Consider the following 19308-nt stretch of genomic DNA (forward strand, 5'->3'; position numbering starts at 1 on the left):
ACCTCATCGGCTACGTACGGCCGATGAGGTGCCATGGCTTCGAGCAGATCCATCCGGTTCAAGATTTCCACGCTGTTGATCATTCCACTGGTCTCCCTGGTGGGACTTTGGGGTTTCGCGGCGGTCATCACGACCGGAGAATCGCTCGACCTGCTCAAGGTCGAACGCCTCTACGACGGCCTCGGCCGGCCGGGCGACACGCTCGTCCTCGCCCTGCAGCGGGAACACCTGCTGTCGGCCGAGTACGCCGCCACCGGCACCCGTGAGGCCTCCGACGCCCTCATGGAACAGCGCCAGGTCACCGACCGGGCCCGCAAGGACCTGCGCCGCATGGCGGACACCGCCGACGTGCAGAACGCGCTGACCCCGGCGATGGCCGGGCGCTTCAGCGACGTCATGGCGGCCGTCGACGAGCTCGACGACCTGCGCAACGACATCGACACCAAGGCGGTCGGGCTGACCGCGCTCGGCGAGCGGTTCGGCCTGCTGCCGACCGCGATGCAGGCGCTCGACCACACCATCACGCTCAACAACGACGTCCCGCTGTACCAGCAGTCACGCAGCCTGGGCCTGCTCTCCTTCGCCAAAGACTTCCTGGCCCGCGAGAGCGCCCTGGGCGCCGGCGTGCTCATCAACGACCGGCCGTTCACCGTCGAGGAGAGCCGGGCCTTCATCCGCTACTCCGGCACCCGCGACTTCCTGTTCCTCCAGGGCATGAAGGAGCTCGACCCCGAACTGCGCAAGCCGTTCGAGGACATGCTGGTCTCCGACGCCTACCGCTCCTACATCCGGCTGGAGACGCGGCTCGTCAGCGCCGCGCCGGTCAGTCACACGGCGTGGCGCCGGGCCGTCGACGCCACCGAGAAGGCCTTCCGCGACGCCCTGCTGTCGAGCGAGCAGCGCCTGTCGGTGCGGGCCGAACCGGTGGCGGTGGGCACGTTCGTCCGCACCGGCGTCGCCGGGCTGCTCGGGCTGGTCGCCGTCGTGCTGAGCCTCTTCGTGTCGGTACGCCTCGGGCGCGCCCTGACCCGGGAACTCGCCGCCCTGCGCAGCGCGGCACAGCAACTGGCCGAGGTCCGGCTGCCCCGGGTGGTGGAGCGCCTGCGGCGCGGCGAGAAGGTCGACGTGACCGCCGAGGCGCCACCGCTGGAGCCGCCGGGGACCACGGGCGAGGTCGCCGACGTGGCGCACGCCTTCAGCGCCGTGCAGCACACCGCCGTCGACGCGGCCGTCGACCAGGCCCGGCTGCGCGAGAGCGTCGGCCTCGCGCTGCGCAACCTCGCCCGCCGGAGCCAGGGACTGCTGCAGCGGCAGCTCAAACTGCTCGACGGGATGCAACGCCGTACCGAAGACCCCGGCTCTCTGGAGGAACTCTTCCGGCTCGACCACCTGACCACCCGCATGCGGCGGCACGCCGAAGGCCTGATCGTCCTGTCGGGCGGCACGCCGGGCCGGACCTACCGGCAGGCCGTGGCCGTCGCGGAGATGCTCCAGGGCGCGGTGGCCGAGGTGGAGGACTACACGAGGGTCCGGATCTACCCGATGCCGGAGGCGGCCGTCCAAGGCGCCTCCGTCGCCGACTACATCCACCTGTTCGCCGAGCTCATCGAGAACGCCACGACCTACTCGCCGCCGCAGACCGAGGTCTCGGTCCGGGGCGAGACGGTCGCCAAGGGGTTCGCGGTCGAGATCGAGGACCGGGGACTGGGGCTCGGCGCGGCCGACCTCGAAAAGATCAATTCACGACTGGCCAGCCCGCCGGAGTTCGATCTGGCCGACACCGACCGGCTCGGGCTGGTCGTCGTCGGACGGCTGGCCACCCGACTGGGAGTACGTGTGGAACTGCGGCAGTCGCCGTTCGGCGGAACCACCGCCATTGTGCTCATCCCGTCCTCGGCGCTCGCGCCGGAGCCGGTGCTGGAAGGGGTCCGCTCATGACCGCGTCGTCGGAGGAATGGGTCGACGACGGGCCGGTCGTCCGGTCCTACGCACTCACCAGGGGGCGGGCCACGACCGACGCGCCCCTGGACCTCATGTCGGTGGTGGCCGCCACCGGCGCCAGAATCCAGGCCGGGGCCGACCTCAACCGCGAACACCAGCGGCTGCTGGCCCTCATCCCGCGCTCGCGCCAGGTGGCCGACGTCGCCTCCGACGCCGACCTGCCTCTCGGGGTGGTCCGGATCCTGCTGGGCGACCTGCTCGACCACGGCCTGATCCTGGTCCGCCCCGCGAATACGGCGAAGCCCCCCGCGGAGAACATCCTCCGCGAGGTCATCAGCGGCCTGCGCGCGCTTTAGCGCTGGGTGGCGGTCAGGGTCTTCAGCGCGTGCTCGACCAGGGTCACCAGGACGACCTTGGCCGACGCCCGGCGACGTACGTCACAGAGCATGACCGGGATCTCCGGGTCGAGGTCGAGGGCGATGCGGACGTCGTCGGGCTCGTAGCGCTCGGCACCGTCGAAGCAGTTGACCGCGACGATGAACGGGGTACCCCGCTGCTCGAAGTAGTCGATCGACGGGAAGCAGTCGGTCAGCCTGCGGGTGTCGGCCAGCACGACCGCGCCCAGCGCGCCGTACGACAGCTCGTCCCACATGAACCAGAAACGCTCCTGGCCGGGCGTGCCGAACAGGTAGACGACGAGTCCCTCGCGGATCGTGATGCGGCCGAAGTCCATGGCGACCGTGGTGGTCGTCTTCGTCTCGACGCCGTCGAGGTCGTCCACGCCCACGCCGCGGTCGGACAGCACTTCTTCGGTCCGCAGCGGGCGGATCTCGCTGATCGCGCCGACCAGCGTGGTCTTGCCGACGCCGAAGCCGCCGGCGACGAGGATCTTGAGAGCGACCGGCTCGTCAGAGGGCGCGAAGGCCATTGATCACTTCCTTGAGAATGCGCGCGCTGGGCAGCGGCGCAACCTGAGCCGGCGGGCGCACCCGCACCAGCCCCTGGTCTTGCAGATCACCGATGAGCACCCGCACCACCCCGAGGGCGAGGTTCAGATCCGACGCGATGTCGGCGACCGAGGCGGTGTCGGCCGCCAGCTCCAGGATGGTGGCCTGTTCCGGCGAGATGTCGGCCCGGTCGCGCGGGCTGACACCGGTGGTGGTGATCAGCGCGATCAGGTCGAGGTCGTCGCCGGAGGAACGGGCCCGTCCGCCGATGAGCGCGAAGGGACGGACGACGGGCCCGGCGTCGTCGTCCAGCCACTCCTTGCGCGTCACGGTGTCGTCCGCCGGGGGTTGGTGGAGATGTGTTGCCCCACCCTCTTGACCAGCATCGCCATCTCGTACGCGATGTGGCCGACGTCGGCGTCCGAGGCGGCCAGCACGGCCAGGCAGGTGCCCTGCCCGGCGGCCGTCACGAACAGGAACGCGGCCTCCATCTCGACGATGGTCTGGCGGACTTCCCCGCCGCCGAAGTGGCGTCCGGCCCCCCTGGCCAAGCTCTGGAACCCGGCGGCCACCGCCGACAGGTGTTCGCTGTCTTCACGTGAGAGTCCCTGGGAAGCACCCACGACCAGACCGTCAGTGGAGAGGATCACCGCCTGACGGACGGCCCCCACCCGGCTGATGAGGTCATCGAGCAACCAGTTCAGTTCGCCGGACCCCGAGACTTTCCCGGTCATTCCTCACCCTTCTCGCCGTTCGCGTTATCTGCGTAGTCTGCATCCTCACGGCCCCTGCGCGCTCCCTGCTGGAAGGCGGAGAACATCGCGCGCGCCTGTTCCGGCGACCTTTCCTCCGTCGTCTCGGCGACGGGCGCGGTCAAGGGGGTCTCTGTGAGCTGCGGTGCCATGTTCGCCTGCCGGACCCGGCGGGGCAGCCCGTTGTGGGTGCCGCTGGCGACCGAGGTCGGCATGTTGTTCGGCAGCGTCGCCGGCCGGGTGGCCGTGGTGCGGGTCCGGGTCGGCAGGCCGCGCGCCGAGAGCGCGGGCTTCTCCTCGGGCTCCATCGGCGGCACCAGCTCGACGGACGGGACCGCCTCGATGCGCCGCTCCGACGGAGTGAAGTACGGGGAGGGCTCCGGCTCGGCCGCCGGGGGCACCTCCTCGACCTCGAAGACGGGTGCCTGCTCGGACTCCTGCTTCTTGTGCCGGGGCTCGTGGTCGCTCGTGTCGACGTCCTCCGCCGTGGCCAGCACGGGCTGCGCGCCGTTCCGCGACGGCAGGGCGCCTCCCGGTGTCCCGTCGGAGACGAGGCTGCGCGGGATGAGCACGATGGCGGTCGTGCCGCCGTACGGGGAGGATCGGAGCACCACGCCGATGCCGTAGCGGGCCGCGAGCTGGCCGACCACGAACAGGCCGAGCCGGTCGGAGTCGGCCAGGTCGAACTCGGGCGGTGCGGCGAGCTTGGCGTTGATCTCGGCGTACTCCTCGGGGGTCAGCCCGAGACCGCGGTCTTCGACCTCCAGCACCAGCCCGTTGGCCACCAGTTCGGCCCGGACCTGCACCTTGGTCTGCGGCGGCGAGAAGATCGTGGCGTTCTCGATCAGCTCGGCCAGCAGGTGGACGACGTCGGCGACGGCCGCGCCGGTCAGCGAGGCGCCCGGCATCGGCAGCACGGTCACCCGGGTGAAGTCCTCGACCTCGGCGACGGCGGCGCGCATGACGTCCACGACGGGGACGGGCTTGCGCCACGACCGGCCGGGCGCGGCGCCCGAGAGGATGATGAGGCCCTCGGCGTGGCGGCGCATGCGGGTCGTCAGGTGGTCGAGGCGGAACAGGTCCTCCAGCGACTCCGGATCCTTCGACCGGCGCTGCATCGAGTCGAGCAGGGTCAGCTGGCGGTGCAGCAGGCTCTGGTTGCGGCGGGCCAGGTTGAGGAACACGTGGCCGACGCCGCGCCGCAGGGCCGCCTGCCCGACGGCCGCCTCGATGGCGGTCCGCTGGACGGAGCTGAACGCGTGGCCGACGTCCTCGACCTCCATCGAACCGCCGGCGTCGATGGGCGGCGCCTCGTGCTCGACGTCGACATCCTCGCCCTTCTTGAGGCGGTCGACGACCTGGGGCAGCCGCTGGTCGGCCAGTTCGAGCGCGGCGTTCCGCAGGTCGGCCAGGTCGGCGACGAGCCGGCGGCCGAACCGCACCGAGAAGACGATCGTCGCCACGACGGCGATCAGACCCACGCCACCCGCGATGGCGATCCGCCCGAGGATCCCGGTGGCCACGCCCGCGGTGTAGGTGTTCAGCGCCTCGGTGGCCGGGACACGCGCCCGGTCGAGCTCGCCGACCAGGCTGTCGGTGGTGGGCTGCCAGCGCATCACGTCGGCCGGCAGCGCGCCGCCGAGGCGCTGCTGCGACAGGATCAGGTCTTCGAGCTCGGAGAACCGCGCGTAGAGGTCGGAGTCGAGCACCCGCTGGTAGGGCGCCCGCGCCTCGGGCATCAGCGTCGGCAGGTTCTTGGCGTAGTAGTGCTTGCGCAGCGCCACGAACTCGGCGAACGACCGGTGGGCCTCGGCGGACATCTGGTTCTGCGCGAGCGAGCCCTTGACCAGGGCGTCCTCGCGGGCCAGCATCTCGTGCGCGGTGCCCATCGTGACCAGGGCGCTGGCCTGCTGGTACATGGGGACGTCGGGGATCTGGACCATCTGTTCGTACACGTCGAACATCTCATCCAAGATCGTGTTGTAGGCCACAATGGCCTCCAGCACGTTGTACTTGCCGACGGAGACCGCGTCGCGGATGGTCGACAGCTCGTCGAGCGCGCCGAGCAGGTCGTCCATCGAGCGCTGGAGGTTCTCGGACATGATCGACCGATTCTCCGGCAGGGTGGCGACCTTGACGAAGGAGTTCACGGTCGACGTCGTCTGCGCCTGGAGCGCGTTGAGCTCGGGCGACGACGTCCGGTTCTCGCTCAGCAGCTCCGCCACCATGGCGCGCTCGGCCTGGAGCCGCAGCCCGAGGTCGGTGGAGCTGACACCGACGGAGTCGTACAGCTGGCCGGTGCGTAACAGGGCCAGCCCGTCACCGACGGTGAGGTTGAGGACGAATCCCCATAGTGCGCTCAACGTCAGAAGAGGCAGAAGCAACAAGAGAAAGATCTTGAACCGAATCGACCGGTTTCTTGAACCCATGGCCACTCCTGCAGTGCGTGGAGGCTCGCGCCGCATTTGGGGGGAAATGCACCTCCGGAAGATCGCACAGGAGACTAGCACCGATACAGTTCGAGCGCAGTGGAGGAATTGATGATTAGCGTGATCACCGGGGCCAGTTCGGGCGTTGGTGCTGCTGCGGCCCTGGATCTTGCCCAAAAGGGATACCAACTTGTGTTGGTTGGGAGGGATCGCGAACGCTTAGAGTCGACTGCGTCCCGTGTCCGTTCTGCCACCGACAGTGAAGTGGCCGTGGAGGTTTCGGACTTCGCGCGTCTCGACGACGTCCGTGATCTGGCCTCCCGAATCCGTGCGAAGTACGACCGGATCGACGTTCTGGCGAACAACGCCGGCGTGATGGTCCCCGACCGCCGCATGACTGCGGACGGTCACGAACTCATGATCCAGGTCAACCACCTCTCGCCGTTCCTGTTGACGAATATTCTTCTAGATCGCGTCGGGCGTGTCGTGACGACGAGTTCCCGCGCCGCGAAGACGGCCCGCCTCGACCCCGCCGACCTCTCGCGTGAACGACGCCGGTGGAACGGCTGGCTGCAGTATGGCGATACCAAACAAGCGAACGCTCTATTCACGGTCGGCCTGGCCGCCCGCGGCTGTAAAGCGACCTGTTTCCATCCCGGCGTCATCAAGACGTCATTTGCCGGCGGAACCTTGTTCATGAAACTCGTCACCCTCCCCGGCCTCCACGAGCCGGTGGAGAAGGCGGCCGCCCGCCTGGCCTACCTGGCGACCTCGGAAGACGGCGAGAAACTGGCCGGCGCCTACTTCCGCGACAACCGCCCCGACAAGGTCCCGACCGGAATGAAAGACCCTGACCTGGCCGAACGCCTGTGGAAGACGAGCGCGGAAGCGGTCGGGCTGGCCTAACTGAGAGTGATGATTCGTTTACCGTCTGCTGGTGACGTTCTGCCTGGCGGATGCCGAATCGATGCGCCTGCCGGCCACCCGCCTTGACGAGGCGGCCGGAGAGATCACGCGCCTGCAGGGCGGGTCGGTGGCCGTCGGCCTGAACTCGCCCACTACGAGGGGCCTCTTCGTGACCTCGTGGAGTGGTGCCACTCTTCGGCCGCCGACCTCAGACGGAGAGCGGCCGTCGCGGCCCAGGCCGACCTGATCGACCCCTTGCCGGCGCTTACGAGGCGCTGAAGTCGGCGGCGGCGGGTGGCCTCGACGACGAACTCGCGGCGTTCGACGGGTTGGGGGAAGACAGGGACGCGGCGTTCTTCGTCGGGCTGACGCCGGGGCGGGCGCTCGCGGTGGCGCTGGCCCGGGCGGGGAGGTGGGGGCGCGGGGTGGGGTTCCGTTCGAACTGCGCTTCGCGGCCAACCGCCGTCTTGTACGTCTTGCGCATGCGGAGGCCGTTCGAGTGGGTGACAGGACGGCGGCAGAGAGGCCGGCCCCAGACCGGCAACTTCTGCTGTTCGACCCACGAGGCCAAGGCAAGATCGCTGAGGTCACGGGCCGGCCCCGCCGTCGACAATCTCATCGCGGTGGGCAGCCCCGGGTGGGGCATGACATTGGCGGGGGAACTCAACGCACCCGACACCTCTCTGTATGCGGTGCGACATCCAGACGACGTCATCCGCCTCATCCCGCCCCTGGACGAGGTCGCCAAATCGGTGGGCGTCGTCTCGCCGACCTCCGTCATGGGACACGGAAGTGATCCCGCGTTCATGCCGGGAGTGACCCGCGTGACCTCCGGAACCGATGACCGCCTGTTGCCGATCGGCGGAGACTTCGAAGCGCATTCGAGTTACTTCGGAGACGAGGGGCGGGCACGCCTGCCCACGATGAACATCGCGGAGATCGTGGTGGCTGGACAGCCGGTCGGGTCCGGCGAAGCGGAGGGTGCGCGATGACCCGTTGGACCGCTGCCGTGGGCCTGACCACCGTAGTCGTTCTCGTGATCGGAGGATTCCTGATGAAGAAGCCCCGCGATGCGCTGATCGCGGAAGGTCTGGCCGACTTGGAGCATGCGCTGGGCCGAGCCGTCGAAGTGGTGCGGCCGACGGCTCCGCCGGAGCGGGAGAACAGTCCCTGGCCGTGTCGAACGGAGCGGCAGAGCGCGTTCAGCGTGGACATCGACCTGAAGTCGGCCGACCCGAGGGCCGCCGTCACCGCTCCGCTCGCCTTCTGGCGCAAGGAGAGATTGCGCGTCGAAGCGGACAGGCCGGCTGATCCCGACAGGCCTTGGGCCGTCGTCGGTGGTCGCCTCATAGAGATCTCGATCCATGGATTCCCTGACCGCGGGACGGTGTGGATCGGCGGCAACACCATCTGCCTCAACGGCGAGGTGCCGGGTGCGTGGCGCAGCGTCCTATAGCGGATATGGACTATGAGGTAACTTTGCGTGATGGTTCGTTTACCATCTGCTGGTGACCTTCTGTCTCGCGGATGCCACGTCGATGCGCCTCCTGGCCTCCCGCCTCGATGAGGCGGCCGAGGAGATCACCCGGCTCCAGGGCGCTTCGGTGGCCGTCGGGCTTCCCATAACGGCTGCGCCCGAGTTGGCGCACTACGAAGGACCGCTGCGCAACCTGGTCGAGTGGTGCCACACTTCGGCCGCCGAGATCCGCAGGCGAGCGGCCGTCGCCGCGCAGGCCGACCTCATCGGCTGGAGCCCGGCCGGCGACAACCTCGCCTACGACGCCCTGATGACTGCGGCGGCGGGTGGCTTGGACGACCAGCTTGCCGCCTTCGACACCTTGGGTGAAGACGGTGACGTGGCGGCGTTCTTCGCGGCGCTCACGCCGGTTCAGGCGCTCGGCGTGGCGTTGGCTCGTGCGGCGCAGGTGGGTGCCAGAGCGGGGGTTCCGTTCGAACTCCGCTTCGCGGCGAACCGGCAGCTGGTACGCCAGGCACACGCCGAGGCCGTTCGAGTGGGTGACCAGGCGGCCGCGGCCAGATACACCAGACTTCTCAACCCCGACCGGCAACTTCTGCTCTTCGATCCAAGAGGCCTGGGCAAGATCGCCGAGGTCAAGGGCGACCTCGCCACCGCGAAACATGTAGCCGTCTTCGTTCCGGGCACCGGAAACCATCTGGCCAACTATCTCGCTGGGTCCGAGGGCACTCTGCAGACCCTCCACGGGGCAGCCGCCGGTCTCTCTGTGAGCACCGCCACGATTCTCTGGATGGGCTCGCCACTGCCGCAGAGTCTGGGAGCGGCAACGCTCGACCTCCAGGCCGATCGTGGCGCACCGGAGTTGCGGGACTTCGTCGACGACCTTCGCCTCGCGCCCGAGGTGCGTACCACCTTGATCGGTCACTCCTACGGGAGCGTGGTCACGGGGCACGCGGTGAGGGCGGGCCTCCACCCCGACAACTTGGTCGCGGTCGCGAGTCCGGGGTGGGGTGTCACGTCCGTCGACGAGCTCAACGCTCCCGGGACGAAGTTGTTCGCCATGCGGCACCAGGGCGACATCATCAAGCTCGCCCCGACCGCTGACGAGACCCTCGGCGTGCTCGTGCCGCTACCAGACACTGTCGCAGGCCACGGTGATGACCCCGTCTACATGGCTGGGGTGGAGCGTCTGTCGTCAGGATCGGAAGCGCACCCTGTCTTTGGCATCGACATGGATGCCCACTCTGACTACTTCGGCGGCAGCGAGGCGGGTCGTCTCGCTGGGCTGAATCTGGCCAGGGTGATCGTCGGTGACGACTACGAGACATACGAGGAAGCGAGGGCCGCTCTGTGAAGCGGATCGTGATGGCGCTTCTTCTACTGGTCGCCGGATGCGCGTCCGAGCCTCGGCCACCGATATCCGAAGCGCTCAGAGATCTCGACGCCGCGCTTGCACGGGCAATACGAGTCAGTTCACTCACCGAGATTCCCAAGCGCACACCCGGAAGGTGGTGGTGCAAGCTCGGGGAGGGGCAGGCGTTCCAGCTCGGTTTCACCGCTGCTGCCCGCGATCCGCGAGCGACCGTCGTCGCCGTCGGCGAACTGTGGCGCCGGGAGGGGCTCACCATCCAGATGGATCGCACACAGCATCCCAACAGGCCTGAAGTGATCGTCCGTGGGCGGCTGATCGAGATGTCTGTACACGGCTTCCCCGAGCGGGGCACCGTCTGGATCGCTGGGAACACAGCCTGTCTGGATGGGGAGGTTCCCGAACCTTGGCGGGATGTGTGAATCGACATTGGCGCAATCGAACACAGCAGGGTAAGCCGTCGCTCAGCGGTCGAATAGAACAGCAGGGTGAGCCGTCGTTCAGCGGTCGAGTGGAAGGTGGAGGCCGATGTCAGTGCCCATAAGCAGCGAGTCGCCCACCCCGCCACACCCTCGCCCCACGGCGGAACCAGGCGTGATTCTCTCCCGCCGGCGCTCCCAAACGCGTCCCCACAAGTGTTCTCCTAGCGTTTTCGTCAGCTCCCTGGTCCGTTCTCTTTCGGGCCGATAGCGTCCCCGGGTGGCAGCGGCAGTGACTTCTTCCAGCCCCCCGGTTGTCTCGCAGCGCGACCCCTTCCTCGACAACGCCAAGTTCTGGGCGATCGTCCTGGTCGTGTGCGGGCACCTGGTGGAGGATCTGCGCGACGTACCGTACGCGCACGCGCTCTACCTCTTCGTCTACACGTTCCACATGCCGCTGTTCATCACGATCAGCGGCTACCTGTCGCGGAACTTCACCCGGTTGCGGGCGCAGAAGCTCGTCTCGACGCTGCTGGTCCCCTACGTCATCTTCGAGATCGCCTACTCGCTGCCGCGGTGGATCCTCTACGGCAAGTTCCAGCTGACCCTGCTCGACCCCTACTTCCTCACCTGGTTCCTGCTGTCGCTGTTCATCTGGCGGCTCTCGACGCCGGTCTGGTTCCAGGTGAAGTGGCCGCTCGCGGTAGCGGTGGGCATCTCGCTGATCAGCGGCGCGTCGGCGCTGCCCGACGAGTTGTCGATGAACCGCACCCTCGGTCTGCTGCCGTTCTACGTCCTCGGCCTGGTGCTGACGCCGCAGCACTTCCAGATCCTGAAGAGGAAGTGGGTCAGGATCTCGGGAGCGCTCGTGCTGGTGGCGGGGCTCGGGATCACGTTCCTGGTCCACTACGACGTGCCGACGGAGTGGATCCGGTGGCGTCACGCGTACACGAAGATCGGGGTCGACAACCTCACCGGGGCGGGCATCCGCTTGCTGATGCTCGTCATCGGGGCGGTCCTGGTGGGGGCGTTCCTGTCGATCATCACGTCCAGGAAGACGTGGTTCACCGCGCTCGGCGGGCTGACCATCTACGCCTACCTGCTGCACGGCTTCGTCGTGAAGGGCCTCGACCGCTTCCACGACGAACTCAACAACCCCATCGGCGTGGCCGCCGTCATCCTCTTCGGCATCGCCCTCACGGCCGTCCTGTGCACACCACCGTTCCGCCGCCTCTTCAAATGGGCGATCGAGCCCAACCTGAAGTGGGCCTTCAAATCCGACCCCGGCCGCCAATCACCCCCACCCACCCCGCCGAACCAGGACCCCCCGCAGCAAGCCGGCTGGCCACAGGGCCACACATCCCAGGCTTGGCCAGATGAGCGCACGACTCCGCCCGCCCAGCCGACCACACCGGCCTGGGCAAACGAGGGCCCGCAGCAAACTGCACAGGGCGGCGCCCTCCATCCCCGGCCCGGCGACCGCACACCCCCACCCGGCCACCCCTGAAACGCCGAACGGCGCCCCTCCAAACAAAGAGGTGGCGCCGTCAGGTGGCGTACAGGTCAGATCATCACGTGCTCATCCGGGTGGGCCACGAACGAGAAGACCGCGTTGCGGGTCAGCTTGTAGTCCGCCGCCTGCCACGTGTGCTGGGACGCGTCCGACCCGCGCATGTACACGAAGTTGAAGCGGTCCGACGAGTAGATCCGGACCCCTTCCTCCTTCAGCTTGCGCACCAGCCGCGTGTCCTCGCCGGCGTTGACCGCCTCGAAGGGGTACGTCCGCAGCAGGTCGGCCCGTGCCAGGATCGTCGCCCCCTGCACCAGGTGCGTGTACCGGTTCTCCAGGCCGGGAAGCCGGAACACGGTCGTGTTCGAGTCGGGGAAGTACGTGTAGTGCGCGCCCTTCCCCGTCAGCTCACAGTCGGCGTAGTCGAAGACGCGGACCAGGTCCCACAGGTAGTTGGGCCCGTAGAGGTTGTCGTCGTCCATCTTGGAGATGAGCTCGCCCTCGGCCTGGGCGATGCCGAGGTTCAGCACCTCGCCCAGCGTGAAGTGGGGCGGCGCGTGCAGCACCTTCACCGCCGGGATGCCGGCCGCCAGGGCCTTGTCGCGCACCACGTCGGCGTCCTCCGACAGCCCGTGCAGCACCAGGATCAGCTCCAGGTTGCGGTGCCGCTGCCGGGCTACCTGGGAGATGGCGTGCTCCAACTGGCCGGCCCGGTTCGTGGGCAGCACGACCGACACGCTCAGGGAGCGTTCGGACACGGGGCGGCCCAGGTCGCCGAGGATCTGGTCGACGCGGTGGGAGAACAGGTGCTTGTCGAAGACCTCGCGCATCGCGAGGTGGCCCTGCCGGGCGCGCAGTTCGGGGCTGTTGATGTAGTACAGCGCCCGGTTGTACGCCTCCTCCTGCGAGTGCGCGATCGGAATCAGCGGGCCGAAGGTCTCCTCGATGGCGCGCGACCAGCCCGACAGGACCGTCGTCCCGCAGGCGGAGAGTTCGAAGACGCGGCGGGCGCACATGGTCGGCGAGTCGATCACCGAGTTCACGTTCAGGAAGACCTTGTACATCTTGTACGCCGCCAGCATCTGCTCATAGGGCAGTTCGCCGACGATGTGGGGGCGGTACTCCTCCGGCCAGGCGTACTTGTCGGCGACGGAGGCGTTGCGGGCGAAGATGTGCAGGCCGAGCTCCCGGGTGGGGGCGATGACCGTCTCCATCTGCTCCCGGCGCTCGGGGTGCTTGTCGCGGAAGTACATGCCGCCGAAGACGACGTCGTACTTGCGGCCCCAGCGGGTCATGATCGGGTTGTGGATGCGCGGCTGCGCGGCGAACTGGAGGACGCCGACCCGGTCGTGGCCGAGGATCTCCCGGTATTTCGGGATCATGTCGCCGTCGCAGGTGTACACCTGGTCGAACAGCTTGGCCGTGTCGATGAAGAAGTCGAAGTTCGGCGGGTCTTCCTTGTTCCAGAAGACCGTTGGGATGCCCTCGGACCTGCACCACGCGATGAGGTCGCGCAGCTCCTGCTTGGGGGCGTTGGTGCCGGTCATCTGGTAGCGCCAGCGGCCCTGGTTGCCGTGCCAGGCCGACTCGCAGAACAGCACGTCAGGGCGCTTCTCGGCGAAGATCTCGCGCCAGTCGTGCAGGCCGAACTCGATCTGGTCCCACTCGTACTTGAACGCGAGCCGCGAGAAGTCGTCGAGGATGACCGCGACCTTGAGGTCGGGGCGGTTCTGGATGCCCTCGGGCTCGGGCCACTTCAGGTTCGGGATCCTGACCGTCGGGCCGCGCTTCTCGGCCTCGGCCTGGACGTCGAAGGCCGAGGGCGGCGCCTTGGGGGCCTTGTTTCCCCGCCACGCCTTGCGCAGGTCGCCCGGCAGCTTGACGATCTTCTTGGGGTTGGAGCCGGCCTTGGTGATGGCCTCGCCCACGCGGTACTGACGTCCGGTCTGGGTGGCCTTGGCCTTCCAGAGGGCGTACTCGGCGCGCGCCTCCTGGTAGGCGAGCCGGGTCTCCAGCTCGCGGATCGTCTCCTCGTAGAACTCGACGGTGCGACGGTCCTCGGGCAGCCAGTTGACCGGGCCGAGGCGCTGGAATCTCGGCTCGTCGGGGGTCTCGTCGGTCTCAGACATGCCTCGTCCCTGCTCGTCGTCTCAAGGGTCGATATCGTACGGCGCAGGCCGTGGTCGTTTGGTGTGTTTGTCGGAGTTAGTCCCCGACGGCGTTCCGAGAGGCGGGGGAGAGGTTCTCACCCTGGAGCCAAGAAGCGATCACCCGGGCGATGCGCGGACCGGCCTTGCCGTCCCACAGCATCGGCAGGTCGCCCGACGGGGTGGTGGCGCCCTCGGCCAGCGCGACCGTTGCGGCGGCGGGGAGCGAAGCGGGGGTCACCAGGCGGTTGGTCCCGTGGGTCACCGTGATGGGGCGCTCGGTGTTGGGCCGCACGGTCAGGCACGGCACCTCCAGCATCGTGGTCTCCTCCTGGACGCCGCCCGAGTCGGTCACCACCAGCACCGAACCGCGCACCAGCGACAGGAAGTCGACGTAGCCGAGCGGGTCGACGATGCGCAGGTTGGGGCCGTCGACCAGGCCGGCCTCCGCCAGGCGGGTGCGGCCGCGCGGGTGCAGCGGCACGATGACCGGCACCTGCTCGGCGACGCCGAGGACCGCGTCGACGAGCTCCTTCGCCGCGGCCGGGTCGTCGACGTTGGCCGGGCGGTGCAGCGTGGCGACGGCGTACTTGCCGGTGACGCCCAGACGCTCCTGCACGGGCACCGGGTCGAGCTTGGGCAGCGCGGCGAACAGGCTGTCGATCATCGGGTTGCCGACCAGGTGCACCTTGGACGACGGCACGCCCTCGTTGGCCAGGTAGGACAGCGCCTCCGGCGAGGTCGCGAACAGGATGTCGGACAGGCTGTCGACGACGATCCGGTTCACCTCTTCGGGCATCGTGCGGTCGAACGAGCGCAGGCCCGCCTCGACGTGGGCGGTGGGCACGCCCAGCTTCGCGCAGACCAGGATGGCGGCGAGGGTCGAGTTGACGTCGCCGTACACGACGACCAGAGACGGGTTCTCCCGCTCGACGACCTCCTCCAGACCGACGAGGAGGGCCGCGGTCTGCTTCGCGTGGGAGCCGCTGCCGACGCCGAGATTCGCGATCGGCTCGGGCAGCCCGAGGTCGGCGAAGAAGACGTCGGACATGAGGGCGTCGTAGTGCTGCCCGGTGTGGATGATCCCCTGACGGATGCCCAGGTCGGCGAGTCCGTTGACCACGGGAGCGGCTTTGACGAAGTTGGGCCGGGCACCCAGGACGTGCAGGACGAGGGTGTCCTGGAGACTCGATTCCCTCACTGACCTTGCCTTTCATCCATGATGGGGGCAAACGTTGCCTATGGTACGGTCACGCCGTGGTAGCTGAGGCCAACAAGCCCATTCCGGCAAAGGCCGCGAAGGCCAGTGCCCGAAGGTTCATGAAGGGGTTCGTCAAGAACCCGGTGACTACTTCCCGGATCTTCGTGGGGAAGGTCGTGCAGGACCCGCTACGGGTGGCGCACGCAGCCGCGGAGACCGTGCCGAAACCGCTTCGCCCGCTCGTGGGCAAGGTGGCCTGGCCGGTCGCGCGGGTCGCCAAGGTCACGATCCGCAAGATGTGGCGGCGGATGGCCAGGGCTCCCCTCAACGACTCCAGGGCCGTGTTCGACGCCGGGCACATGACCCAGGCCATCGACATGCTCAAGCCCCATGAGCGCTGGGTGTTCATCAAGAAGCGGCTGGCCCTGTACGAGGGCGAGCGCGGCGCGCTGCTGCCCAACCCGATCCCGCCGAAGCCCAAGGTCATCATGGGCGAGCGGGTGCCGGGCCGTGCGCTGCACATCGTGACCAACGCGCTGCCGTTCACCCAGGCCGGCTACACCGTGCGCACCCACCGCATCGTGACCGCGCAGAAGGCCGCCGGGCTCGACCCCCACGTGGTGACGAGCTGGGGCTGGCCGGCCCTTCAGGGCTTCCCCGACGTGGAGCCGTTCGAGGAGATCGACGGCATCCCCTACCGCCGCCTGCTGCCGAGCGGTCCCGACATCCCGATGGAGACCCGGGGCCGCATCACCCGCGGCGCCGAAGACATCACCGAGCTGGTCCGCCAGCTGCGCCCGCAGGTCCTCCACGCCGCCACCGACCACCGCAACGGGTCGGTCGCGATGGCCGTACGGGAGAGAACCAACACCCCGTTCGTGTACGAGGTCCGCGGCTTCCTGGAGGAGACCTGGGCCAGCCGCGACCCCGCCCGGGTCGGCACCGAGCGCCACCGCCTCATGCGGGAGCGCGAGGCCACCATCATGAACTCGGCGGACGCCGTGGTGACCCTGGCCGAGACGATGGTCGGCGAGATCGTCGAGCGCGGCGTCCCGCGTGAGCGCATCTTCCTGGCGCCCAACGCCGTCGACGCGTCGCTGCTGACCGCCGAGTACGACGGCGCGTCGCTGCGCCGCCAGTACGGCATCGGCGACCACGAGATCGTCATCGGCTCGGTGTCGTCGATCGTGGCCTACGAGGGCTTCGCGACGATGCTGTCGGCGGCCGCGTTGCTCAAGAGCGCCGGCACCCCCGTGAAGGTGCTTCTGGTGGGCGACGGCACCGAGCGCGAGAACCTGCTCGCGCAGGTGAACAAACTCGGTATAGGTGACATCGCGATCGTGCCCGGGCGCGTCGGGCCCGACGAGGCCCTGCAGGCCCAGGCGGCCATCGACATCTTCATCTGCCCCCGCGAGGACCTGCGCGTATGCCGTCTGGTGACGCCGCTGAAGCCCGTCGAGGCGATGGCGCTGGGCAAGCCGGTCATCCTGAGCGACCTGCCGGCCCTCGCCGAGCTCATCGGCGACGGCGAGCCCGGGGTCCTCGTGCCCGCCGGGAACGCGCAGGCGCTGGCCAACGCCGTGGCGGAGCTCCGCGACGACCCCGAACGCCGCCGCAAGATGGGCGCGGCCGGCAAGGAGGAGGTTGCCGCGAAGCGAACCTGGAGCAGCCTCGCCAACACGTATCGGGAAATTTACGAATCACTGGCCCGCTAGATAAATTCACCGGGGACGCCGGATGTGCAGCATCAGGCATCATTGGTGCCGACTTGAGATAGCCTTTGCGACCATGAAGTGTTCTCTCCACCCCCAGGCCATGTCGTGAGCGAGATCGATCTCACGGTTATCGGGCTGGGCTACGTCGGCATGCCGCTGGCCAAGGAGGCTGTGGCGGCAGGTCTGAAAGTCGTCGGCCTCGACGTTGACGCGCGCAAGGTGGACGCGCTCAACGAGGGACGTTCCTACATCGACGACCTGACGGACGCCGACCTCGACGACATGCTCGCGAACGGTTTCTCCGCGACGCTCGACCCGACGGTCCTGGCCCGTTCCGCGGCCATCGTCATCTGCGTGCCCACCCCGCTCGACGAAGACCACCGTCCCGACCTGTCCGCCGTCGAGGGCGCCACCCGCGCCGTCGCCGAGCAGCTGACCGCCGGCACCCTCGTGGTGCTCGAGTCGACGACCTGGCCCGGCACCACCGACGAGGTGGCCCGGCCGATCCTCGAGAAGTCCGGCCTCGTCGCCGGCGCCGACTTCCACCTGGCGTTCTCGCCGGAGCGCATCGACCCCGGCAACCCGAAGTTCGGCCTGCGCAACACCCCGAAGGTGGTCGGCGGCTACACCACCGCCTGCCGCGACCGGGCGACCGAGTTCTACGCGCGGTTCGTGGAACGCGTCGTCCCCGTCTCCGGAACGCGCGAGGCCGAGATGGCCAAGCTGCTGGAGAACACCTACCGCCACGTGAACATCGCGCTCGTCAACGAGATGGCGATCTTCTGTGACGAGCTCGGGGTGAACCTCTGGGAGTCGATCGAGGCCGCCGCGACCAAGCCGTTCGGGTTCCAGAAGTTCCTGCCGGGTCCGGGCGTGGGCGGTCACTGCATCCCCGTCGACCCGTCCTACCTGTCGTACGCCGTGCGCAAGCTGGGCTTCCCCTTCCGGTTCGTGGAGCTGGCCCAGGAGATCAACGAGCGGATGCCGTCCTACGTGGTGACCCGCGTGCAGCGGCTGCTGAACCGCGACAAGAAGGCCGTCAACGGCTCGAAGGTGCTGCTGCTCGGGGTGACCTACAAACCCGACATCGCCGACGAGCGGGAGACGCCCGCGATACCGGTCGCCGAGGCGCTCATGGAGCTCGGCGCCGTCGTCAGCTACGCCGACCCCTACGTCAAGGAGTGGTCGGTCGAGGGCAGCCCGGTGCCCCGCGAGGAAGACCTCGCGACCGCCATCCGGGAGGCAGACGTCACGGTGCTGCTCCAGCAGCACTCGATGTTCGACCTGGAGCTGGTCGAACGGCAGGCCCGCCTGGTGCTGGACACCCGGGGCGTGCTGGCCACCAGCGAACGCGTCGAGCGGCTGTAAGGGGGCCAGGCGCGTGCACGTGCTCGTCATGACGGTGGTGCATCACCCCGAGGACGCCCGGATCCTGCACCGGCAGATCCGCGCGCTCGTGGACGCCGGTCATGAGGTCACGTACGCCGCGCCGTATTCGGCGCGGGGCGTCGTGCCCCGGTCGTGGGTGAACGGGGTCGACCTGCCCCGGGCGGCCGAGCGGCGGCGGATGTCCGCCGTGCGGGCCGCGCGCAAGGTGTTCAAGAGCATGCGCGGCAAGGTCGACATGGCGCTCATCCACGACCCCGAGCTGCTGTTCGCGGTCGCCGGGGTGCGCAACCGGCCGACGGTCGTGTGGGACGTCCACGAAGACACCCCCGCGACGCTGTCGCTGAAGCCGTGGCTGCCGGCCTTACTGCGGCCGCCGACCCGGTTCGTGGCCCGCATGCTGGAGAGCTGGGCCGAACGCAACTTCCACCTCCTGCTCGCCGAGACCGCCTACGCGGGCCGGTTCCGGGAGGCGCATCTGGTCGTACCGAACGAGACCTGGGTGCCCGACACGGTCTCGCCGCCCGGCGACGACCGGGTGGTCTACCTGGGCTGGCTGTCCGAGGCGCGGGGCGTGCGCGAGGCCATCGAGGTCGGGCGCCTGCTGCGGCCGCACCGGGTGGTCGTCGAACTCATCGGGTACGCCGACCCGCAGTCGCGCCGCATGCTCGCGGCCGCCGTCGAAGAGGGCGCGCTCGAATGGCGCGACTTCATGCCCAACGACGAGGCGCTCAAGCGGCTCGACGGCGCCCTGGCCGGGCTGTCGCTGCTGCACGACGAACCCAACTACCGCCACTCCATGCCCACGAAGATCGTGGAGTACATGGCCCACGGCATCCCGGTCATCACCACCCCCTCGCCCCGCGCGGTCGAGCTCATCGAGCGGTACCGCAGCGGTGTCGTGGTCCCCTGGAGCGACCCGCAGGCCGTCGCGAAGGCGGTGCTCGCGCTGCGCGACAACGTCGAGGAGCGCCGCAACGCCGGCGCCCGCGGCTACGCCGCCGCCCGGGGCAACCACCACTGGCCCAACTCCGCGCGCCGATTCGTCTCCCAGCTCGAAGCCTGGAACGGTGTCAAGCCGTAATCAGCCCCCGGAACGTCGATCGGAT

The 19308-nt window shown here is 68.7% G+C and carries 18 protein-coding genes; 11 read left to right on the forward strand and 7 right to left on the reverse strand.

The window, feature by feature from the left end; all coding sequences use genetic code 11:
* The first annotated feature begins 33 nt into the window (after nt 1-33).
* Together FDA94_RS06110 and FDA94_RS06115 are read left to right on the forward strand one after the other, a co-directional pair.
* Complete coding sequence (locus tag FDA94_RS06110; protein ID WP_137246030.1) at nt 34-1938, forward strand: sensor histidine kinase; 1905 nt, start codon at nt 34-36, stop codon at nt 1936-1938.
* Nucleotides 1935-2297 carry a DUF742 domain-containing protein gene (locus FDA94_RS06115; RefSeq protein WP_137246031.1) on the forward strand — a complete coding sequence of 121 codons (363 nt, stop codon included), beginning with the start codon at nt 1935-1937 and terminating at the stop codon, nt 2295-2297. Before FDA94_RS06110 ends, FDA94_RS06115 begins: the two co-directional genes overlap by 4 nt.
* Here FDA94_RS06115 and FDA94_RS06120 read toward each other — a convergent pair.
* From FDA94_RS06120 to FDA94_RS06135, 4 genes are read right to left on the reverse strand one after another with little or no spacing between them, the layout of a single operon-like run.
* Complete coding sequence (locus FDA94_RS06120; protein ID WP_061296721.1) at nt 2294-2869, reverse strand: GTP-binding protein; 576 nt, start codon at nt 2867-2869, stop codon at nt 2294-2296. The genes FDA94_RS06115 and FDA94_RS06120 overlap by 4 nt on opposite strands.
* Entirely contained in the window at nt 2850-3218 is a 369-nt protein-coding gene (locus FDA94_RS06125; protein WP_137246032.1) for a DUF742 domain-containing protein, read from the reverse strand. Before FDA94_RS06125 ends, FDA94_RS06120 begins: the two co-directional genes overlap by 20 nt.
* Nucleotides 3215-3622, reverse strand: a complete 408-nt coding sequence (locus tag FDA94_RS06130; RefSeq protein ID WP_137246033.1) for a roadblock/LC7 domain-containing protein — start codon at nt 3620-3622, stop codon at nt 3215-3217. Before FDA94_RS06130 ends, FDA94_RS06125 begins: the two co-directional genes overlap by 4 nt.
* Entirely contained in the window at nt 3619-6003 is a 2385-nt protein-coding gene (locus tag FDA94_RS06135; protein WP_170990798.1) for a sensor histidine kinase, read from the reverse strand. Before FDA94_RS06135 ends, FDA94_RS06130 begins: the two co-directional genes overlap by 4 nt.
* A 177-nt stretch (nt 6004-6180) precedes the next feature.
* Here FDA94_RS06135 and FDA94_RS06140 point away from each other — a divergent pair, with 177 nt between their 5' ends.
* The gene (locus FDA94_RS06140; RefSeq protein WP_137246035.1) at nt 6181-6975 is read left to right on the forward strand and encodes an SDR family NAD(P)-dependent oxidoreductase; all 795 of its coding nucleotides are present in this window, start codon (nt 6181-6183) and stop codon (nt 6973-6975) included.
* 265 nt (nt 6976-7240) lie between these two features.
* Here the strand turns inward: FDA94_RS06140 and FDA94_RS39015 are convergent, their stop codons facing one another.
* Nucleotides 7241-7459 carry a hypothetical protein gene (locus FDA94_RS39015; protein WP_170990799.1) on the reverse strand — a complete coding sequence of 73 codons (219 nt, stop codon included), beginning with the start codon at nt 7457-7459 and terminating at the stop codon, nt 7241-7243.
* On the opposite strand from FDA94_RS39015, the gene FDA94_RS39020 reads away from it, so the two are divergent.
* The 5 genes from FDA94_RS39020 (at nt 7458) to FDA94_RS06165 (ending at nt 11747) form a co-directional block, all read left to right on the forward strand.
* Nucleotides 7458-7967, forward strand: a complete 510-nt coding sequence (locus FDA94_RS39020) for an alpha/beta hydrolase (protein ID WP_281286540.1) — start codon at nt 7458-7460, stop codon at nt 7965-7967. The genes FDA94_RS39015 and FDA94_RS39020 overlap by 2 nt on opposite strands.
* Nucleotides 7964-8431 carry a hypothetical protein gene (locus FDA94_RS06150; RefSeq protein ID WP_137246037.1) on the forward strand — a complete coding sequence of 156 codons (468 nt, stop codon included), beginning with the start codon at nt 7964-7966 and terminating at the stop codon, nt 8429-8431. The genes FDA94_RS39020 and FDA94_RS06150 overlap by 4 nt, the downstream gene beginning before the upstream one ends.
* A gap of 52 nt (nt 8432-8483) precedes the next feature.
* On the forward strand, nt 8484-9806 hold the full coding sequence (locus FDA94_RS06155) for an alpha/beta hydrolase (protein WP_137246038.1): 1323 nt from the start codon (nt 8484-8486) through the stop codon (nt 9804-9806).
* On the forward strand, nt 9803-10243 hold the full coding sequence (locus FDA94_RS06160) for a hypothetical protein (protein ID WP_137246039.1): 441 nt from the start codon (nt 9803-9805) through the stop codon (nt 10241-10243). The genes FDA94_RS06155 and FDA94_RS06160 overlap by 4 nt, the downstream gene beginning before the upstream one ends.
* Before the next feature lie 277 nt (nt 10244-10520).
* The gene (locus FDA94_RS06165; protein WP_137246040.1) at nt 10521-11747 is read left to right on the forward strand and encodes an acyltransferase family protein; all 1227 of its coding nucleotides are present in this window, start codon (nt 10521-10523) and stop codon (nt 11745-11747) included.
* A gap of 56 nt (nt 11748-11803) precedes the next feature.
* On the opposite strand, the gene FDA94_RS06170 is transcribed toward FDA94_RS06165, so the two are convergent.
* On the reverse strand, nt 11804-13879 hold the full coding sequence (locus tag FDA94_RS06170; RefSeq protein WP_137246041.1) for a glycosyltransferase family protein: 2076 nt from the start codon (nt 13877-13879) through the stop codon (nt 11804-11806).
* 76 nt (nt 13880-13955) lie between these two features.
* Nucleotides 13956-15098, reverse strand: coding sequence for a non-hydrolyzing UDP-N-acetylglucosamine 2-epimerase (gene wecB / locus FDA94_RS06175; RefSeq protein WP_137246042.1), 1143 nt, complete (start codon nt 15096-15098; stop codon nt 13956-13958).
* Nucleotides 15099-15217: 119 nt separating this feature from the next.
* On the opposite strand from wecB, the gene FDA94_RS06180 reads away from it, so the two are divergent.
* The 3 genes from FDA94_RS06180 to FDA94_RS06190 all read left to right on the forward strand — a co-directional run bounded on the left by FDA94_RS06180 (nt 15218) and on the right by FDA94_RS06190 (nt 19283).
* Nucleotides 15218-16813 (forward strand): glycosyltransferase family 4 protein, encoded by a 1596-nt coding sequence (locus tag FDA94_RS06180; RefSeq protein ID WP_137246043.1) that lies wholly within the window; start codon nt 15218-15220, stop codon nt 16811-16813.
* A gap of 105 nt (nt 16814-16918) precedes the next feature.
* Nucleotides 16919-18181 carry a nucleotide sugar dehydrogenase gene (locus FDA94_RS06185; RefSeq protein ID WP_137246044.1) on the forward strand — a complete coding sequence of 421 codons (1263 nt, stop codon included), beginning with the start codon at nt 16919-16921 and terminating at the stop codon, nt 18179-18181.
* A gap of 13 nt (nt 18182-18194) precedes the next feature.
* Entirely contained in the window at nt 18195-19283 is a 1089-nt protein-coding gene (locus FDA94_RS06190; protein ID WP_170990801.1) for a glycosyltransferase, read from the forward strand.
* The last annotated feature ends 25 nt before the right edge of the window (nt 19284-19308 follow it).

This window comes from Herbidospora galbida (assembly GCF_005233835.1).
Lineage (GTDB): Bacteria > Actinomycetota > Actinomycetes > Streptosporangiales > Streptosporangiaceae > Herbidospora > Herbidospora galbida.

Excerpts from the sequence above, each read along its gene's own strand:
- FDA94_RS39020 (WP_281286540.1), top strand. The coding sequence starts at position 7,458 with ATGCGGAGGCCGTTCGAGTGGGTGACAGGACGGCGGCAGAGAGGCCGG.
- FDA94_RS06120 (WP_061296721.1), bottom strand. The coding sequence starts at position 2,869 with ATGGCCTTCGCGCCCTCTGACGAGCCGGTCGCTCTCAAGATCCTCGTC.
- FDA94_RS06110 (WP_137246030.1), top strand. The coding sequence starts at position 34 with ATGGCTTCGAGCAGATCCATCCGGTTCAAGATTTCCACGCTGTTGATC.
- FDA94_RS06115 (WP_137246031.1), top strand. The coding sequence starts at position 1,935 with ATGACCGCGTCGTCGGAGGAATGGGTCGACGACGGGCCGGTCGTCCGG.
- FDA94_RS06150 (WP_137246037.1), top strand. The coding sequence starts at position 7,964 with ATGACCCGTTGGACCGCTGCCGTGGGCCTGACCACCGTAGTCGTTCTC.
- FDA94_RS06130 (WP_137246033.1), bottom strand. The coding sequence starts at position 3,622 with ATGACCGGGAAAGTCTCGGGGTCCGGCGAACTGAACTGGTTGCTCGAT.
- FDA94_RS06180 (WP_137246043.1), top strand. The coding sequence starts at position 15,218 with ATGAAGGGGTTCGTCAAGAACCCGGTGACTACTTCCCGGATCTTCGTG.
- FDA94_RS06140 (WP_137246035.1), top strand. The coding sequence starts at position 6,181 with ATGATTAGCGTGATCACCGGGGCCAGTTCGGGCGTTGGTGCTGCTGCG.
- FDA94_RS06170 (WP_137246041.1), bottom strand. The coding sequence starts at position 13,879 with ATGTCTGAGACCGACGAGACCCCCGACGAGCCGAGATTCCAGCGCCTC.
- FDA94_RS39015 (WP_170990799.1), bottom strand. The coding sequence starts at position 7,459 with ATGCGCAAGACGTACAAGACGGCGGTTGGCCGCGAAGCGCAGTTCGAA.